This is a genomic window from Amycolatopsis sp. NPDC000009, from assembly GCF_055563465.1.
This window is the reverse complement of sequence record NZ_JBVHDI010000008.1, coordinates 78,416-94,662: the sequence shown is the minus strand read 5'-3', so window position 1 is coordinate 94,662 and position 16,247 is coordinate 78,416. Positions and strand designations below refer to the sequence as shown.

The window sequence follows — 16,247 nt, the reverse complement described above, 5'->3', positions numbered from 1 at the left end:
ATGACGCCGCACGAACGCGTTACGCTGCCGGATGTGATCCGTGCAGGTAAGGGGACCGCCGGGGCGCGCTGGCGGGCAAGGGCTCCGATCGCGTTGATCGTCGCGGGCTGTGTCGCGGTGGTCGGCATCGCCGTTGGCGGCGCTTCGAAACCGCTGCCCGGGCTGGACGTCGTGCCGACCGGGCACTGGATCTACAACTCCGTGCTCGGCAAGGCGTTCCACATCGACGGGGCGGGCAAGCGGGCGGACGCCGAAGTGAGCGTCCCGGGCGCCGGTCCGGACAGCCAGGTCGTGCAGGGCCCGACGCAGGGCTACATCGTCAGCCCGGGGAAGAAGACCGTCGAATTCGGCAAATCGACGTTGTCGGTCGAAGGCAGCCATCCCGCGCCCGCTCCCGAGCGTCCGGTGACCCTCGAAGTCCGAGGCGGGCCGTACGCCGTCTACCGCGAAGCCGGGACGGTGAGCCGCTTCGGCGACCACGCCGTCACCGTCAGGGCCGGGGGACCGCTGGGGACCCCGGTCGCGACCCCGGACGGGCGCCTTTGGCTGCACCGGCTCGACACCGGGCTGCTGTGCGAACTGGCTCCCGGTTCGGAGCGGCTGTCCTGTCCGTTCGTGGTTCCCCAGGGGCACAAGGGTTCCCTCACCGTCGTCGGCGACACCGCGATGTTCGTGGACACCACCGACGACACCGCGCGGACGGTCGCCGTCACCGGCCTCGGGGATCCGGTGAAGCTCGGCGTCGAGGTCCCGGAGACCGCGGTCGCGGCGTCGAACGACGTCGAGGGCAGGGTGGCGATCCTCGATCCGCAGGGGGCGCGGCTGCATCTGGTGGACGCCGCGACGCGGAACAAGACCCCTCCGGTGACCGTCGGCCTCCCACCGGGTGATTACGCGGGCGTCGCCGCCTCGCGGACCGCCGTCGCGGTGGTCGACCGCACCAGCAAGACACTGCGCACCTTCGATCGCGACGGCCGGGAGCGGGACAAGAAACCGATCCCCGGCGAAGGCGGCAGGCCACCGGTGCGCGGCCAGGACTCCAGGGTCTACGTCGACGGCGTGGACGGTTCCCACGTGCTGGTGGTGGAGCACGACGGCGCGGTGAACGAGGTCCCGGTGACCGGCGCGCCCGATCCCGCCAAGGATCCGAAACCAGTGGCTCCGCCACCGCCACAGAACCCTCCGGACACACGGGGACCCGTCACGCAGCCCCAGCCGCCGCCCGCGCAGGCCGGAAAGCCGGACCGGCCCGTCGTGCCGCAGACGACGAAGAAGCCACCGCCCGTCGCGGCGAGCCCGCCGGGCGCGCCGCGGTCGGTGACGGCCACGCCGGGCAACGCCTCCGCGACCGTGCGGTGGAACGCCGCGGCCGCGAACGGCGCCGCCGTGACCGGCTACCGGGTGACCTGGCCCGGCGGCGAGACCACGGTCGGCGGCGGCGCGAGGACGGCCTCGGTCACCGGGCTGACGAACGGTGTTTCGTACGTCTTCACCGTGGCCGCGATCAACCGGGCGGGAACGGGGCCCGGTGCCAGTTCCGCCCCGGTGACCCCGGTGGTGCCCAAACCGCCGAGCGCCCCCGGCGACGTCGCCGCGCAACCGGAGGGCAACGGCGGCGCGCTCATCACCTGGACACCCGCGACGGCGAACGGCTCGCCGATCACCGGCTACCGGATCTACTGGTGCCCGGACAGCGAGGGCATCAACCAGCCGCATGACCCGCCGGACTGCGGTGAGGTGACCGTGCCGGCGTCGGCGCGCCGGTATGTGGCCGATTTCCTGTTGGTGGGCACCGAACTGCGGTTCTACGTCGAGGCGATGAGCGCCGCGGGCAACGGCCCGGCGGGGGACGATCCGACGATTCCCAAGGGACGGCCGGACATCGAGGTGACCCAGCGGAACGGGATGGTGCGGCTGGTGGCCAGGACGATCACCGAGAGCGCGAACTGGAACGCCACGCTCAAGGTCGTCGTCAGCGGACCCGGCTTGAACGAGGAGTTCTCGATCAAGCTCACCGGCCAGCACAACACCGGCACGGATCTCGTCCGCTATCCCGGCGCCAAGGGGGACGAGGTCACCGTGACCCTGTATCCCAAGGGCTACGGCTCGATAGCGAAGACCATCACGTGGAAATGACGGGCACGAAACAGGGGGCACGATGAACCAGCCGACCGCGACCGGGGTCTACCAGGCGGTCGCCGAAAACGTGCAGCGCGTGCTGCGCGGGAAACCGGACGTCGTCCGGCTCGCGATCGCGGCTTTGCTGTCCGAAGGTCACCTGCTGATCGAAGACGTCCCCGGCCTGGGGAAGACGACGCTGGCCCGGTGTCTCGCCCGCAGTATCGGCGGGAGCTGGAACCGGATCCAGTTCACCCCGGACCTGCTGCCCGGTGACGTGACCGGGGTGATGGTCTACCACCAGAACAACGAGAAGTTCGAGTTCCACCCCGGCGGGATCTTCGCCAACATCGTCCTCGCCGACGAGATCAACCGAGGTACGCCCAAGACCCAGTCCGCGTTGCTGGAGGTGATGTCCGAGCGCCGGGCGACGGTCGATTCGGTGCCGCACGAGGTACCGCATCCGTTCCTGGTGGTCGCCACGCAGAACCCGATCGAGATGGAGGGCACCTATCGCCTGCCCGAAGCGCAGCTCGACCGGTTCATGATGCGGATCTCCGTCGGCTACCCCGATCACGACTCCGAGGTCCGGGTGCTCATGAGCGACTGCGCGCGGGTCAGCCCGGACGAGCTGGGCCCGGTCGTGGACCTGGAGACCCTGCGCCGTGCCATCGATCAGGTACGGGACGCCTACCTGGACCCCGCGATCTGTTCGTACGCGGTAAGACTGGCCGCGGCGACGCGGGACCACGCGGCGGTCCGGTATGGCGCGAGCCCGCGCGGAAGCATCGCCCTGGTCCGTGCGGCGCAAGGGATCGCGGCCACCGACGGCCGCAATTACGTGACCCCGGACGACATCAAGGCCATCGCGAAACCGGTGCTGGCCCACCGCCTGGTGCTCACCGCCGACGCCGAGCTCAATCAGCGGTCCGCGGCCGACGTCGTCGACGAGGCGCTGGCGGCGACTCCCGCACCCGCGATCAACGCGGTCTGAGCCGGATGAGGCTCACCCGACGCGGTACCGGACTGCTGGTCGCCGCCGTGCTGCTGTACGGCGCGGGCGAACTGGCCGGATACCCACTGCTGCGCGTGCTCGCGGGTGCCGCGGTGGGCGCGTTGCTCGCCGGGGTGGCGCTGGCGATCCGGCGCCCGCGGGTCGCGGTGCGGCGCGACGTGTTCCCGGACCGCGTCGAACGCGGACGCCCGGCGATGGCCCGGCTGCTGGTCGGGAACCCGGGAACGCGGCGGCAGGCCGGGTTCACGGCGCGGGAGCACGGCGAACACGGCGCCGAACTCGCCGTCACGGTCCGCCCGCTGGCACCGGGCGGTGAGGCGACGTACCACTACGAACTGCCGACGCGGCGGCGCGGGCGGTTCACGGTCGGGCCGCTGATCCTGGAGCGCGCCGATCCGCTCGGCCTGGTCCGGCGCCCGCTTCCGGCCGGTGACACCGCGACGCTGTGGGTCTACCCGAAACTGCATCCCGTGCGCGCGCTCGCGACCGGGCACCCCCGCCACCACCACGACGGGCCGACGACCGACGATTCGCTGCACGGTTCGGCGGACCTGCGGGACGTGCGCGAGTACGTCGTCGGGGACGAGGTCCGTCATCTGCACTGGAAGGCCACGGCCCGGACGGGGCAGCTGATGGTCAGGGACTACGTCGATCCCGACCATCCCCGGTTCACGCTGCTGCTCGACACGCGGGCGAAGGTGTTGTCGGAGAACGAATTCGAGGAGGCCGCCGAGCTGGCGGCGTCACTGGTGAACGCGGCGGCGACGGCCGGACATCGCTGCCGCCTGCTCACCTCGACCGGCGAGGATCTGACGACCTTCGGCGGCGCGCAGGCGGCGAGGCGGCTGCTGGACGTGCTGTGCGAGGTCGGCCAGGACCCCGCCGCCGACCGGCCGATGATTCCGGTCTCGTTGTCCCGCAAGGGAGTCCGTGGTGGCTGCCTGGTCGTGGTGACCGGCAGGGCCGGGCCGGATCTGCGCGGACTCGCGGGCGTCCGGCCGCATTTCTCGTCGGTGTACGTGCTCGGGGTGGGCACGCACGGACTGGGGATGGACGGGCTCGGCGTGCACGGCGTCGAGGGTGTTCCCCGTGCCCGGAGGGTCAGCGCGGCGGACGCGGCCGAGGCGGTGAACCGGTGGAACGAGCTGGTGTCGTGACCCCGCGGATCGCGGACGTCGCCGTGCTCGCCGCGGCGGCGATCGGAGGACTGCTCTTCGCGCCGGTCTTCGGCCCGGCCGCGCTGCTCCTGCCGATCGGCGCGGTGGTACTGGTGACCTACGGCGTCACCGAACTCGGCAGGCGGTTCCCGAAAACGGTGCCGTGGCGGCCGGTGTTCGCGGTGGTGGCAGGCCTGCTCGCGGTGATCGAGACGGTGCTGCCCGGAACGACCGCGGCCGGGATCCCGACGGGTGAGACGCTCGCGGTACTCGCCGCCGGAGCCGTCGACGGCTGGCAGCTGACCCTGCGGACGACCTGGCCCGCCCGTCCGGAACCGGAACTGATCTCGTTCGTGCCGCTGGCCGTCCTGGCCGCGGCCGTACTGGGGATCGAACTGCTGCACCGGCTGCGCCGGCCCCTGATCGCGCTCGTGCCGGGGCTGCTCGTCCTGGTGCTGAGCCAGGCCTACGTCGCGGTGACCGGTGCCGCCGCGGTGGCCACGGGCGTCGGCTACGCGGTCATCGCCGGGCTGCTGCTGGTCAGTGGCGGGGGAACGGCGTTGCCCCGGCTGCTGAAGCTGGTCGCGCCCGCCGTGGTGCTCGGCGTCGTCTGCGCGCTCGCACTGGCCGTTGCCGATCCGCTCGCGCGCCCCGCGTACTCCTTGAAGGACGACGAATCCGTCCCGCTCGCCGAAATGTCCGTCGCGAGCCCGCTGTCCGAGATCGCGTACCGGACCAGGAATCCGTCGCCGCAGGTGTTCCGCTACACCGGGGACACTCCGGCCTCCCGGCGCTGGCCGCTGGCCGTGCTGGACGAGTTCGACGGCTCGAACTGGTTGCCCGGAGGAGGTTTCCGCCGCCTTGGCGCGGAAATCCCGCCCCGTACGGGAGAAGTCCCGGCCGCCAGGCGCCAGGCCACGATCGAGATGACGGCTCCGTCCGGGCCGTGGCTCCCCGGCCAGACGTCGCCCGCGTCGGTCACCGGAATCGACGCCCTTGTCGACGAGACACGCGGAACCCTTGTCGCCACGGAGCCGTCGTCACGCCGGTACACCCTCGGCTGGTGGGAGCCCCAGGTCGGTCCGGAGGACCTGATGGGCGCCGGAACGGATCCCGCGCTCCCGGGTGGTCTCGGCGGTCTCGGCACGGTTCCCCCGGAGATCGGCGAACTCGCCGACCGGGTGCTGCCGCCCGAGCTGCGGCCGTCGTTCCAGACGGCCGTCGCGCTGGAGCGGTACCTCGCCGGAAACTACCGGCTCGCCACGGGCGACGACCTGCCGACCGGACACGGCTGGCCGCAGCTGCGCCGGTTCCTCGTCGAGGGTGACAAACGGGGCACGAGCGAGCAGTTCGCCGCCGCGTACGTGGTGCTGGCCCGGCTCAAGGGAATCCCGGCCCGCCTCGTCGTCGGCTATCGCGCCCCGGACCGGGCCGAAGCCGACGGCGCGCACGTCGTCCGCAACTCCGACATCATCGCGTGGCCGGAGGTCGCCGTGGCCAAGGTGGGCTGGGTTCCGCTCGACCCGTCCGGCGCCGCCGAGCAGAGCGGATCCGCGGCCGCCGGCGGGATCGCCGCCGCGGTGGCGGAGGTGCGGACCCAGCTGCCGCCGGTGCAGAAGATGGAGAACCCGCCACTGCCGCCCGGGGAGTCCGAAGAGGACACCGGCTCGGGCATGGGGAACTGGCGGACACCGGCGATCATCGCCGCGGTCGGGCTCGTGGTCCTGGTGATGCTGTGGGGCGCGGGCGTACCCGGGGTGACCGCGTTCCGCGCCTGGCGGCGACGTCGCAAGGTGGGCCGGGAGGCGGTGATCGGCGCCTGGGCCGAGGCCAGGGACCGGCTGCGGGCGCACGGCCTCCGGGTGACCGCCGGGATGACCGTGCGGGATCTGGCCGCCACCGCGGGCGTCTTCGGCGATCAGTCCACAGTGGAGGGACTGCGCTCGCTGGCGAGATCCGTCGACGCCGCGCTGTGGTCCGGAACGGCGCCGGACGTCGCCCACGAGGCGTGGGCCGCGGTGAAGACCGTCCGAAAAGGACTCGGACGCCGGTCCTGGACGGCGAGACTGCGGGCGGCGGTCAACATCCGGGTCCTGTTCCCGCCGCGCGCCGCGTGATCAGACGGACGACACGCGTGCTTGAACGGACGACACGCGTGACTGGACGGACGACACGTGAGTCGTCCGTCTGATCACGCGTGTCGTCCATCTGATCACGTGTGTCGTCCATCCGATCACGCGAAACCACCGGGAGAGACGCGTTGCGAAAGCCACTTTCGCAACGTTGAAGGTTGCGAAAGCCACTTTCGCAACGTTCAGCGGAGCTTCGCGCGGTGCGGCTCAGGGCTTGCAGACGGCGCCGCGGAGCGGCCGGAACTCGCTCTCGTAGGTACCCTGCGGACTGCTGCCCTGGATCTGGAAGCAGTACCGCAGGCCGGGCCGGACCTCGACCCGGCGCTGCTTGGTCCGCTGCGTCAAGATCACCTGAGGCTCCGCCCGGCCCTCCTCGGCGAGGATGATCGCGAAGTCCAGTTCGGCGTTCGACGTCCACGACAGTTCGACGTAGGTTTCGTGGTCGACGGGCGGGGACAGCTCGATTTCGACCCCGCTCGACGGGGGAGCGGCCGTCATCGGCGCCACCGAGGGGGCCTCCCCGCTGCCGGACAGGAGCCACGGTACGGCGACGGCGCCGCAGATCCCGGCCAGGACCGCGGCCGCGACGACGTATTTCCGCTTCGATGCCGAGGTCTCCGGCGGTGGCTGCTCCGGACGGGACGGCTCCAGCACGAGGATCGGTTCCGCGGGCAGGTCGAGCGGGATGCCGGCGCCGGCAGCCGTGAGCTTCCGGTGCAGGAGTTTCAGCCGGGCTTCCGGATCTTCCGGTCGGCTCTCCGGGTCCTTGGCGAGCAGTTCGCCGACGAGCGTCGCCAGTTCGGCCGGGACGTCCGGCCGGGTGATGGGTGCGACGGGCTCGGCGAGCACGCGGTGGATCCGGGTGCCGGGTTGCTCGCCGACGACCGTCCTGTGTGGAGGTTCGCCGGTCAGCGCCAGGTACAGGATCGCGCCGAGGCCGTAGCGATCGGTCCGCTCGTCCATCGTCTGGTCGCGCACGGTCTCCGGGGCGGCGAACTCGAGGCCGTACAACGGATCACGGGGGAACCGCCGTCTGAGCGCCACTCCGAAGTCGGCGACGACGGGCTCACCGGTGCGCCGGATCAGGACGTTCCCGGGTGACACCGAACCGTGCACCACGCCGGCCCGGTGCGCGGCGGTCAACGCCCGCGCGACCGTCTCACCGATGATCAGTACGTCCTGGACCGGCAGGGGCTCCGCCAAGGTGGCGAAGGACCGGTCGCAGCGCGGCATGCGCAGCGCTGTCCGGCCGTCGGCGAGCTTGCCGATCTCCTCCACCTGGAGGATCGACGCGATTCCGGAGAGCGCGGCCTGTTCCCGTTCGAGCGCCGCCCGGGTCTCCCGGTCCAGCGAACCCGGGTACACCTTGAGCACCGTATCGCCGGGGCCGGGCACGATGGTGGCGGAGGCGCTGCTCATACGACGGCCGGATCCCCTCTCCACCGTGGACCCCTCCACGGTACAACAGGGCCCGGCTCACTTCCGGCAGACCGCGCCCCGGATGGGACGCGGCGCGCTCTCCTGCACGTCGCCGCCGTCGGTGATCTGGATGAGGAAGCAGTACTTCCGGCCAGGGTCCACGGGGACCTTCATGGTCCGCTGCTGCCGGACGATCGTGGTCTTGGCCTCACCGGTGCCGTCCGCGACGACGACGGCCGAGTCGAACCCCGCCGGCGCCTGCCAGGCCAGCTCGACCATCGAGCCGTGGTCGATCGGTGCGGCCAGTTCCACCCGAGGCGCCGGTTTCGGGTTCGTGCTCGTCTTCTCCGGGCTCTGCTGCGCCTGGGCCTGCGGCGCCGGTTCGGTCGAACCCGGGATGAGGAACCAGGCGGCGGCCGCGAGCACGGTGGCAGCGCCGATGGTGAGCGCCGGCCAGGTGGATCTCTTGCGGGGCTCGGGTGCCGATGCCGGTTCGATGGTCAGGAGCGGGAATCCCTGTACCCCTCGTGACACCTCGACGGGCAGCTCTTCGTCCATAGTGGACGGTTCGGGAGCCGGCGCGATGAGGATCTCTTCGACCACGGCCATGCCGGCCGGACGTGACCCCGGGTCTTCGGCGAGGAGGTTCTCGATGAGGGCGAGGAGATCGATCGGCGCGTCCACCCGGTGCAGTTCGGGCCGGTCGGGTCCGGGCGGCAGACCGGTCAGCGCGAAGTGGAGCACGGCACCGAGCCCGTAGAGATCCGCGCCTTCGCCGTGGGGCCCTTCCGGGGCGAGGAAGTCGCTCCCGTGGTCCGGATCCCGGACGAACACCGGGCGCAGCGTGCGCTCGAAATCGTTGATCACGGGTTCACCCGACGCGCGGAACAGCACGTTGGCGGGGGTGAGCCTGCCGTGGACGATCCCGGCTTCGTGCGCCCTCGCGACCGTCGACGCGATCGCGGAGCCGAGGACGAGGGTGTCCGCGACCGGCAACGGGCCGGTGCTCTCGACCAGATCGAGCAGTGATCGGGTGCAGAGTTCGCTGCGGAGCGCGCACCGGCCGTCGGGCAGTTCCTCGATGGCTTCGGGTACCAGGATCTGCCCGTCCAGCGCGGAAAGCCGCTCCAGTTCGCGTTCCAGCCGGAGGCGGGTGCGCTCGTACAGCCTGCCGGGGAACACCTTGTACGCGACGTCGCCCTCGTCCGTCGACAGGGCGAAGACGGCACCGGCCGATCCGCTGCCGAGCGCTTCCCCGTCCTCCGGTCGCATATCCGCAGAGTAATGCGGAGAACGCGATCGCGGGAGTGCGGATGAACCGCCGATGTACCGGTGCTGAACCGTCCCGCGCCACGCTGCTTCTCAGCAGCGACGCCACGGAACAGCGAGGTGGGACGGATGAAGCAGAAAAACAATCTCCGGCGGGCGGCCGTCTATGGCGTCGCCGGTCTCGCCACCGCGGCCATCGGCGCCACCACCGCGAACGCGATGGTGGACGACCGGCCCGACGAGAAACCGGTACAGGACACCGCGCAGGCGGCCAGACCGCAGCAGGTCCAGGCTCCGGAGCCGGCCCCGCCGAAGCAGACGGCACCCCAGCCCAAAGCCGAGCCGCGAGCCGAACCGGCCGCGCCGCGAAAGGTGACCCCTCCGCCGCCGGTGGTGGCCCCTGTCGTGCCGGCCAAGGCGCCCGTGGCCCCGGTCGTCAAGCAGGCCGCCCCGGTGCAGCGCACGGTGAAGACCGCGCAGACGGTCAAGAAGGTGGCCCACCCGGTCCCGGTGGTGAAGAAGGCCGCGGTCGTCAAACCGCGCGTGGTGAAGACGGCCGTGCCGAAACTGGCGAGCGTTCTCCCGGAGAAGAAGTTCGTCGTTCGCGCCGCGGTCGCCGAGCCGGCTCCGCGCACGATCCGCGAACAGCTGCGGGACAAGGCGAAGGCCGTCGACACCGCGAACGACGCGGTGGAGCGCGCGAGCAAGGTGCTGGACAAGGCCAAGGACGACGTGAAGAAGGCCAAGGGCGAGCTGAAGAAGCTCCGGGAAAGCGCCAAGAAACTCAAGGATCACGACAAGCCGGTCAAGATCATGACCGGCGACCGGGACTGAGCGCCATGACCACGAACCTCGCCGAACGGCCCGCACTGTCGCTGTGGGCGGCCTTCCGGAAGTTCTCCGTCCCGCGCGTCCCGCAGCCCCGGTATCTGGTGATCCCGGAGGAGGCGTGGCTGAACCAGCGACCGTCCACTCCGGACACCGAGGACGACGAACGAGTCGAGTACGACTATTACCTTGAGCACGAAGAAAAGCCGCTCAGCAAGAGTGCGGTCACCGGCTTCGGCGGTGGGACCGCGTCCCTGGTCTTCGGGGTGACCACCGGACTGGTCATCGCCACTCCCGTCGGTATCGCCGTCGGCGTGGCCGCCGGGATCTTCGGCGGCCTGATGGGCCGCTCACTGGCCGAAGAGTTCTACGAACGCCGTCACGAAGACGAACCCCAGCTGTGAACGTCACGGCAGGCAACAGGAAATCGAGGTATCCCATGAACATCAAGCGTGTAGGCGTGCTCGGCGTCGCGGGCCTGACGACCGCCGCCGTCGGCGCGTGGACCTTCGGCGCCTTCGACGGGACGGACGAAGCGACCGCGTCGGCCACCCCCGCCCCGGCCGCGGCCGCCGCACCGAAACCGGTCGCCGCCCCGCAGCAGCCGGCCGCGCCCGTCAACCCGCTCGTCCAGCAGGTCGCTCCGCCCGCCGCGATCCTCGCGGCTCCGGCCGCGAAACCGGTTCCGGTCAAGAAGGTGGCCAAGATCAAGCCCGCCGCGGTGACGGTGAAGAAGGTGCAACGCCAGAAGACGCGGCACCCGGTGGTCAAGGCGGCCGTCGCCAAGGACAGCCGCGTCCAGCCCCGGCCCCGGGTGATCGTGGTCGAGAAGCCCGCTCCCGTCGTGCGGGAAAGCTCGAAGAAGATCATCGAGTCGGTCGCCAAGGCCACCGGCTCGCTGGACACGGCCAAGAAGCTCGTCGACAAGGCGGGGGACGAGGTCAAGAAGGCCAAGAGCGAGCTGGACAAGGCGAAGAGCGAGCTGAAGAAGCTCAAGTCCGAGAAGCACAAGCACAGCAAGGACAAGGGGAAGAACAGCGAGAACCGGAAGAAGACCGAAAAGCGGACGGGCACCGGGCACGTATCGGTGGACAGCAAGGGCCTGAAGCCGGGCCAGACCCGGACGGTCACCACGTCCAGCCCGGACGGCTCGTCCTGGTCGAGCGCCACGGTCACGGTCGAATAGCTCGAACCAGTGAGCGGCGATTCGGGATCGGTCCCGAATCGCCGCTCACGAGGTGAGGGTCAGGCAGCCTGACGGCAACCGGTGGCGTGGCCCAGCAATGCGGTCCGGTGAGCGTCTGTGAGGGCGGCGCCCGGTTCGACCCCGAGCTCCCGCACGATGATCGCTCGGGCACGGCGGAACGCGGCGAGTGCTTCGCTGCGCTGACCGGTTTCGTTCAGCACCATCACCAGCCTCGCCCAGGCGTGCTCGCGCAGCGGGTCCTCGTCGATCAGACCGTGCAGGAGCGAAACCGCGTCGAGGTGCCTGCCGAGCGCGTGGCCGGCTTCGGCCAGGTCTTCGCGGATCTGCGTGTGCAGACGTTCCAGCCGGGCGACCTCGGCGAGGGCGTCCGGGGTCCGCAGACCCTCGAACGGCGTACCGCGCCACAGGTCCAGCGCGTCGGTGAGCAGCTTGGCCGCCCGCTCGTGATCGCCTTCGCGGAGTGCCTCGCGGCCCTCGGTGAAGGCGTGGCCGACGTGGTCGATATCGGTGTCCTCGCGGTCGACGACGATCCGGTACGCGCCGGGCCTGCTCTCGATGCGTGTCCTGTCCGCCGCGGGTGCCAGTGCGCGGCGCAGCCCGCAGATGTAGGACTTCAGGTTGCCCCCGGCCGACGCCGGCGCGGCCCGGCCGTGCCAGGCCGCGTCGATCAGCCGGTCCACGCCGACCCACTTGCCGCGGTCGAGCAGCAGCGCGGTCAGCACGGTGGCCGGCTTGCCCGGTTTGATCGCGAGTGGCGGCTGTCCGGGTACGGTGACCTCGATCGGGCCGAGGAGCTGGAAGAGCATCGGATGTCCCCCCGTGGCGTGCTTGTGCTGTCTGCGGACAGCGTGCCCGACACGGTATTAGGATTTCATGACAGTCTCCCGGGGGCCGCGGGTGGCGATGAAGACGAACAGAACGCCCATCACGGCGGCGCCCGCCCACATGGCCTGCCGCCAGCCGTCCACAAAGGACACCTGGGCGGCGTGGATCAGGTCCTGCGCGCGCGGACCGGCGTGCTCCGCCGCCGCGACGGCGTTGGCGACGCCCTCGCGGGCGTTGTCCGCGGGTCCCTGGGGAATGCCGTCCAACCTGCCGTCGATGGCGCCGCGGTAACCGTTGGCCACCAGCGCTCCGAGCAGGGCGACGCCGAGCGCGGTACCGAACTCGCGGGTGACGTCGTTCAGGGCGGAGGCGACGCCCTGCTTCGCCCTGGGCAGGGAAGCGGTGATGGCCTCGGTGGACGGCGCCATCGACAGGCCCATGCCGATACCCATGGCGATCATGCCGGGCAGGATCGTCGGGTAGCCACCGTCGACGGAGACGAGCACGGCCATCGACGCCAGTCCGGCGCCGGCCAACGCGATCCCCGCGGCCATGGTCGAACGGGAGCCGATCCGCGCGGCGAGCCGGGGAGCCAGCCCGGAGGTCAGCATCATCGCGACGGCCATCGGCATCAGGGCCGCCGTGGACAGCAGGCCCGGCCAGCCGAGCACCGCCTGGAAGAACGGGAACAGCACCACGGCGATACCCGCTTGGACACCGAACACCACCAGGAGCGTGATCGAGCCGCCCGCGAGGCCGCGCTCCCGGAACAGGCGCATGTCCAGGAGTGAGGCATCGCGGCGGCGCAGTTCCCAGGCCACGAAACAGATCGCGGCGGCGACCCCGGCGGCGAGGCTGATCAACGTCGCGGGCGAGGTCCATCCGCGTTCGGGACCTTCCTGCAGCACGAAGATGAGAGCGGCCACGGCTGTGGCGGAGACCAGTGCGCCGACGGTGTCGAAGCGATGTGGCGAGTTCTCGCGGGAGTCGGGCACCGAGGTCAGCGTCGTGACCAGTGCCGCGACCGTCAGGAGTGCGGGCAGGACGAACAGCCAGCGCCAGTCGGCGACGTCGACCAGGAGCGCGGAGAGGAACATGCCCAGGATCCCGCCGCCTCCGGCGACGCCGGTCCAGACACCGATCGCCTTGCCCCGCCGGTCTTCGGGGAAGGTGGAGGTGATGACGGCCAGCGTGATGGGCATGATCATCGCGGCGCCGACGCCACTGATCACCCGCGCGGCGAGCATGACCCCCGCCGACGGCGCCAGGCCCGCGACCACGGTGGCCACGCCGAAGACGACGAGTCCGGTGATCAGCATGGGTTTGCGGCCGAGCCGGTCGCTGACGGCGCCGAGCGGCAACAGCAGCGCGGCGAGCGCGAGCGGATAGATGTTGATGATCCAGAGGATCGTGTTCTGCGAGGCGCCGAACTCCACGGCCAGGTGGGTTTGCGCGACGTTCAGTCCGGAGACCGAGGCGATGACCGCCATCAGCGCGATCGAGACGGCGATCAAGATCGCGCGCAGCCGACGCGAGTCCGGTGTCGCCCCTCCCTCGGCTTCAGCGGCGGGGGCGAGCTGGTTCGTACTCATGGATTCCCTTCGGACAGCAGGTCGAGTCGAGGCCGAAGCTAGCCGCCCCTTGCTGTCTGGGCATACAATCTTGCTCATGACGCAAGAAGATGGCGATCTGGACAGCCTCGTGCGCAAACGCATCCGGGCTTTGCGAGTGGCGCAAGGCTGGTCCCTGGAGGAATTGGCCGCCCGCGCCCACCTCAGTCAGTCGTCCCTGAGCCGGATCGAGAACGGGCAGCGCCGGCTCGCGCTGGACCAGCTGGTGACGCTCGCCCGTGCGTTGGACACCACGCTGGATCAGCTCGTGGAGACCGCGACCGACGATGTGGTCGGCAGCCCGTCGATCGACGGCCCGCACGGCCGGATGCGCTGGACCATCAAGGCCGACCCTGGTATGAGCGTGGTGCGCCACCGCATGACCGAGCCGCCGCCCGAGAACCCGGCGCGGATGCGCGCGCACCCGGGACGCGAATGGCTCGTCGTCCTGTCCGGCACCGCGGTTCTCATGCTCGGCCACCGCCGCATCCGCGTCGAGGCCAACCAGTCCGCCGAGTTCCCCACGATGATGCCGCACGCGATCGGCGCCGAGGGCGGCCCGTGCGACGTCCTGGGCATCTACGACCGCGACGCGCGCCGCGGCCATCAGCGGGAGAACGACCCCGAATGACCGCGTCTTGCGTCTCAGGCAGCGTCAGACGCCTTCGTCTTGCGTAAACTGGGATAGGCCGTGCCTTAGGCGCATGCCCGCTCTACCGTGAAGTCATGAACCACGCCCACCACCACGCAGACTTGACGGAGATCCTCGACCTGGATGCCGAGGTGCTCGCCGAGCACACGGCCGCCATCACCGCGTGGCTGCCGCTGAAGACGCCTCCACGTCGGATCGTGGATCTGGGCTGCGGCACGGGTGCGGGCACCTTCGCCCTCATCGACCGCTTCCCCGACGCGCACGTCACTGCCGTCGACGCCTCCGTCGAATACCTCCAGCGCGTCCGCGCGAAGGCGTGCGCACGGGGGATCGAAGAGCGCGTGCACACCGTGCACGCAGACCTCGACGACACGGCGTGGCCCGAACTCGGCTCACCGGACCTGGTGTGGGCTTCGGCCTCCATGCACCACATGGCCCACCCCGACCGCGCGCTGCGAGCCGTCCACGACGCACTCGCTCCCGGCGGCCTGTTCGCGGTCGTCGAACTGGCCGGTCAGCCCAGGTTCCTGCCCGAAAACGCTCCCGAGGACGCGCCAGGCCTGGAGGAGCGCGTGCACGCCGCGGCCGATCGCCGCCACTCCGGACACCCGGCCCACCGCGGCGCGGACTGGGGGCCGATGCTGACCGCGGCCGGATTCACGGTCGAGGGCGAGCGCACCGTCACGGTGAACATCCCAGGTTCCCGTGGTGACGCGATCGGCCGCTACGCGCTCGGAATCCTGCAGCGCCTCCGCCGAGCTGTCGCCGAAACGCTTTCCCCGGAGGATCTCGCGGCGCTCGACCGGTTGCTCGACTCCGACGGCATCTTGCGCCGCGACGATTTGCTGGTGCGCACCGAACGCACCGTCTGGGCCGCGCGCCGTGATCTTTCCGCGCGTGGATGACGACCTGAAATTGCGATGCGCCGACCGGCGGCCGTCCGTACCGTTCACGCGGTGATGGAGTTACCACACGAGATCGTCGAGCACTATCAGGCGGCCGACGAGGGAACGCGACTCACCGAAGCCTCCGGTCGTCTGGAGTTCGTACGGACACAAGAGATCGTACGTCGTCATCTGCCCGCAGGCCCCCAACGTGTGCTCGATATCGGCGGAGCCACCGGAGTGCACGCGGCCTGGCTCGCCGCGGACGGCCATCAGGTGGCGTTGTTCGACATCGTTCCGGAACATTTCGCCGCTGCGGGGCGACTGGCCGCCGGGACACCGGGGATGACCGCTTCCCTGGGGGACGCCCGCGAATTGCCGGTGCCGGACGGAAGCTTCGACGCCGCGCTCCTCCTCGGCCCCCTATATCACCTCACCGACCGAGACGACCGGCTGACGGCTTTGCGCGAAGCCCGCCGTGCGGTCCGCGCCGGCGGCTGGATATTCGTCGCGGCGATCTCCCGCTTCGCCTCGTTGTTCGATGGCCTGGCCCGTGGTTTTCTTTTCGACCCGGAATTCCGGCGGATAGTGAGCACCGACTTGACCTCCGGGCAGCACCGCAATGAAGGTGACCACCCCCACTGGTTCACCACCAGCTACTTCCATCATCCCGGCGAACTGCGCCAAGAATGCCTCGACGCGGGGCTGAACGTGCTCGACGTGCTGGGTGTCGAGGGGCTCGCGGGCTGGCTGCCGGAGCTCGCGGAGCAGTGGGACGACCCCGTAAACCGCGAAGTCATTCTCCAGGCGGTCAGGACTGTCGAAAGCGAACCGTCCCTGCTCGGTGTTAGTAGCCATTTGATCGCGGTCAGCCGGACGCCAGGTTGATCTGTCCAGGGGTAAGACCGACTTTGCCGGGTCTCGAGGCATTGGTCACGATCGTCCACAAGGGACTAAAGGACGGTCTTCGGCGCCCGATTTGGGTACTTTGAGTATTCTCGAGCGGGGGTCGTGAGTGGTAATGACGGTTAGAACGACAATTGCCACTCACGACCCCCGTGGAAAGCGCCCAAATCAGATGAATAGGGCGCTCTTGGTGTCCGTTGTGGACAGTCGGCGTCGTGATCGGCT

At 70.4% G+C, this 16,247-nt stretch carries 14 protein-coding genes; 10 read left to right on the top strand and 4 right to left on the bottom strand.

Annotated elements, in window-relative coordinates:
- Positions 1-33: 33 nt before the first annotated feature.
- From ACZ3HL_RS22465 to ACZ3HL_RS22450, 4 genes are read left to right on the top strand one after another with little or no spacing between them, the layout of a single operon-like run.
- Positions 34-2,136: a fibronectin type III domain-containing protein gene (locus tag ACZ3HL_RS22465; protein WP_465533335.1), complete on the top strand. Its 2,103-nt coding sequence runs from the start codon at positions 34-36 to the stop codon at positions 2,134-2,136.
- Positions 2,137-2,158: 22 nt separating this feature from the next.
- Positions 2,159-3,112 (top strand): AAA family ATPase, encoded by a 954-nt coding sequence (locus ACZ3HL_RS22460; protein WP_465533332.1) that lies wholly within the window; start codon positions 2,159-2,161, stop codon positions 3,110-3,112.
- A 5-nt stretch (positions 3,113-3,117) separates the two neighbouring features.
- Positions 3,118-4,290 carry a DUF58 domain-containing protein gene (locus tag ACZ3HL_RS22455; RefSeq protein ID WP_465412709.1) on the top strand — a complete coding sequence of 391 codons (1,173 nt, stop codon included), beginning with the start codon at positions 3,118-3,120 and terminating at the stop codon, positions 4,288-4,290.
- Positions 4,269-6,407 carry a transglutaminase TgpA family protein gene (locus ACZ3HL_RS22450; RefSeq protein ID WP_465533330.1) on the top strand — a complete coding sequence of 713 codons (2,139 nt, stop codon included), beginning with the start codon at positions 4,269-4,271 and terminating at the stop codon, positions 6,405-6,407. Before ACZ3HL_RS22455 ends, ACZ3HL_RS22450 begins: the two co-directional genes overlap by 22 nt.
- A gap of 222 nt (positions 6,408-6,629) precedes the next feature.
- Here ACZ3HL_RS22450 and ACZ3HL_RS22445 read toward each other — a convergent pair whose 3' ends face one another.
- Complete coding sequence (locus tag ACZ3HL_RS22445) at positions 6,630-7,841, bottom strand: serine/threonine protein kinase (RefSeq protein WP_465533328.1); 1,212 nt, start codon at positions 7,839-7,841, stop codon at positions 6,630-6,632.
- Between the two features lie 57 nt (positions 7,842-7,898).
- Positions 7,899-9,113 (bottom strand): protein kinase domain-containing protein, encoded by a 1,215-nt coding sequence (locus ACZ3HL_RS22440; RefSeq protein ID WP_465533326.1) that lies wholly within the window; start codon positions 9,111-9,113, stop codon positions 7,899-7,901.
- A 126-nt stretch (positions 9,114-9,239) separates the two neighbouring features.
- On the opposite strand from ACZ3HL_RS22440, the gene ACZ3HL_RS22435 reads away from it, so the two are divergent.
- From ACZ3HL_RS22435 to ACZ3HL_RS22425, 3 genes are read left to right on the top strand one after another with little or no spacing between them, the layout of a single operon-like run.
- Positions 9,240-9,944 carry a hypothetical protein gene (locus tag ACZ3HL_RS22435; RefSeq protein WP_465533324.1) on the top strand — a complete coding sequence of 235 codons (705 nt, stop codon included), beginning with the start codon at positions 9,240-9,242 and terminating at the stop codon, positions 9,942-9,944.
- Between the two features lie 5 nt (positions 9,945-9,949).
- A complete protein-coding gene (locus ACZ3HL_RS22430) occupies positions 9,950-10,342 on the top strand; it encodes a hypothetical protein (RefSeq protein WP_465533322.1) in 393 nt (130 codons plus the stop codon).
- A 35-nt stretch (positions 10,343-10,377) separates the two neighbouring features.
- The gene (locus ACZ3HL_RS22425; RefSeq protein ID WP_465533320.1) at positions 10,378-11,124 is read left to right on the top strand and encodes a hypothetical protein; all 747 of its coding nucleotides are present in this window, start codon (positions 10,378-10,380) and stop codon (positions 11,122-11,124) included.
- A 59-nt stretch (positions 11,125-11,183) separates the two neighbouring features.
- Here the strand turns inward: ACZ3HL_RS22425 and ACZ3HL_RS22420 are convergent, their stop codons facing one another.
- Positions 11,184-11,951 carry an AfsR/SARP family transcriptional regulator gene (locus ACZ3HL_RS22420; RefSeq protein ID WP_465412716.1) on the bottom strand — a complete coding sequence of 256 codons (768 nt, stop codon included), beginning with the start codon at positions 11,949-11,951 and terminating at the stop codon, positions 11,184-11,186.
- Positions 11,952-12,008: 57 nt separating this feature from the next.
- Positions 12,009-13,562 carry an MFS transporter gene (locus ACZ3HL_RS22415; RefSeq protein WP_465533318.1) on the bottom strand — a complete coding sequence of 518 codons (1,554 nt, stop codon included), beginning with the start codon at positions 13,560-13,562 and terminating at the stop codon, positions 12,009-12,011.
- Positions 13,563-13,638: 76 nt separating this feature from the next.
- Here ACZ3HL_RS22415 and ACZ3HL_RS22410 point away from each other — a divergent pair, with 76 nt between their 5' ends.
- From ACZ3HL_RS22410 to ACZ3HL_RS22400, 3 genes are all read left to right on the top strand, one after another.
- Positions 13,639-14,211 (top strand): helix-turn-helix domain-containing protein, encoded by a 573-nt coding sequence (locus tag ACZ3HL_RS22410; protein ID WP_465533316.1) that lies wholly within the window; start codon positions 13,639-13,641, stop codon positions 14,209-14,211.
- Positions 14,212-14,306: 95 nt separating this feature from the next.
- Complete coding sequence (locus tag ACZ3HL_RS22405) at positions 14,307-15,137, top strand: class I SAM-dependent methyltransferase (protein ID WP_465533314.1); 831 nt, start codon at positions 14,307-14,309, stop codon at positions 15,135-15,137.
- Between the two features lie 15 nt (positions 15,138-15,152).
- On the top strand, positions 15,153-16,004 hold the full coding sequence (locus tag ACZ3HL_RS22400) for a class I SAM-dependent methyltransferase (RefSeq protein ID WP_465533312.1): 852 nt from the start codon (positions 15,153-15,155) through the stop codon (positions 16,002-16,004).
- Positions 16,005-16,247: the final 243 nt, after the last annotated feature.

Coding starts and splice junctions, on each gene's coding strand:
- ACZ3HL_RS22460 (WP_465533332.1), top strand. CDS start 2,159: ATGAACCAGCCGACCGCGACCGGGGTCTACCAGGCGGTCGCCGAAAAC.
- ACZ3HL_RS22455 (WP_465412709.1), top strand. CDS start 3,118: ATGAGGCTCACCCGACGCGGTACCGGACTGCTGGTCGCCGCCGTGCTG.
- ACZ3HL_RS22445 (WP_465533328.1), bottom strand. CDS start 7,841: ATGAGCAGCGCCTCCGCCACCATCGTGCCCGGCCCCGGCGATACGGTG.
- ACZ3HL_RS22440 (WP_465533326.1), bottom strand. CDS start 9,113: ATGCGACCGGAGGACGGGGAAGCGCTCGGCAGCGGATCGGCCGGTGCC.
- ACZ3HL_RS22435 (WP_465533324.1), top strand. CDS start 9,240: ATGAAGCAGAAAAACAATCTCCGGCGGGCGGCCGTCTATGGCGTCGCC.
- ACZ3HL_RS22430 (WP_465533322.1), top strand. CDS start 9,950: ATGACCACGAACCTCGCCGAACGGCCCGCACTGTCGCTGTGGGCGGCC.
- ACZ3HL_RS22425 (WP_465533320.1), top strand. CDS start 10,378: ATGAACATCAAGCGTGTAGGCGTGCTCGGCGTCGCGGGCCTGACGACC.
- ACZ3HL_RS22420 (WP_465412716.1), bottom strand. CDS start 11,951: ATGCTCTTCCAGCTCCTCGGCCCGATCGAGGTCACCGTACCCGGACAG.
- ACZ3HL_RS22415 (WP_465533318.1), bottom strand. CDS start 13,562: ATGAGTACGAACCAGCTCGCCCCCGCCGCTGAAGCCGAGGGAGGGGCG.
- ACZ3HL_RS22410 (WP_465533316.1), top strand. CDS start 13,639: ATGACGCAAGAAGATGGCGATCTGGACAGCCTCGTGCGCAAACGCATC.
- ACZ3HL_RS22405 (WP_465533314.1), top strand. CDS start 14,307: ATGAACCACGCCCACCACCACGCAGACTTGACGGAGATCCTCGACCTG.
- ACZ3HL_RS22400 (WP_465533312.1), top strand. CDS start 15,153: ATGCGCCGACCGGCGGCCGTCCGTACCGTTCACGCGGTGATGGAGTTA.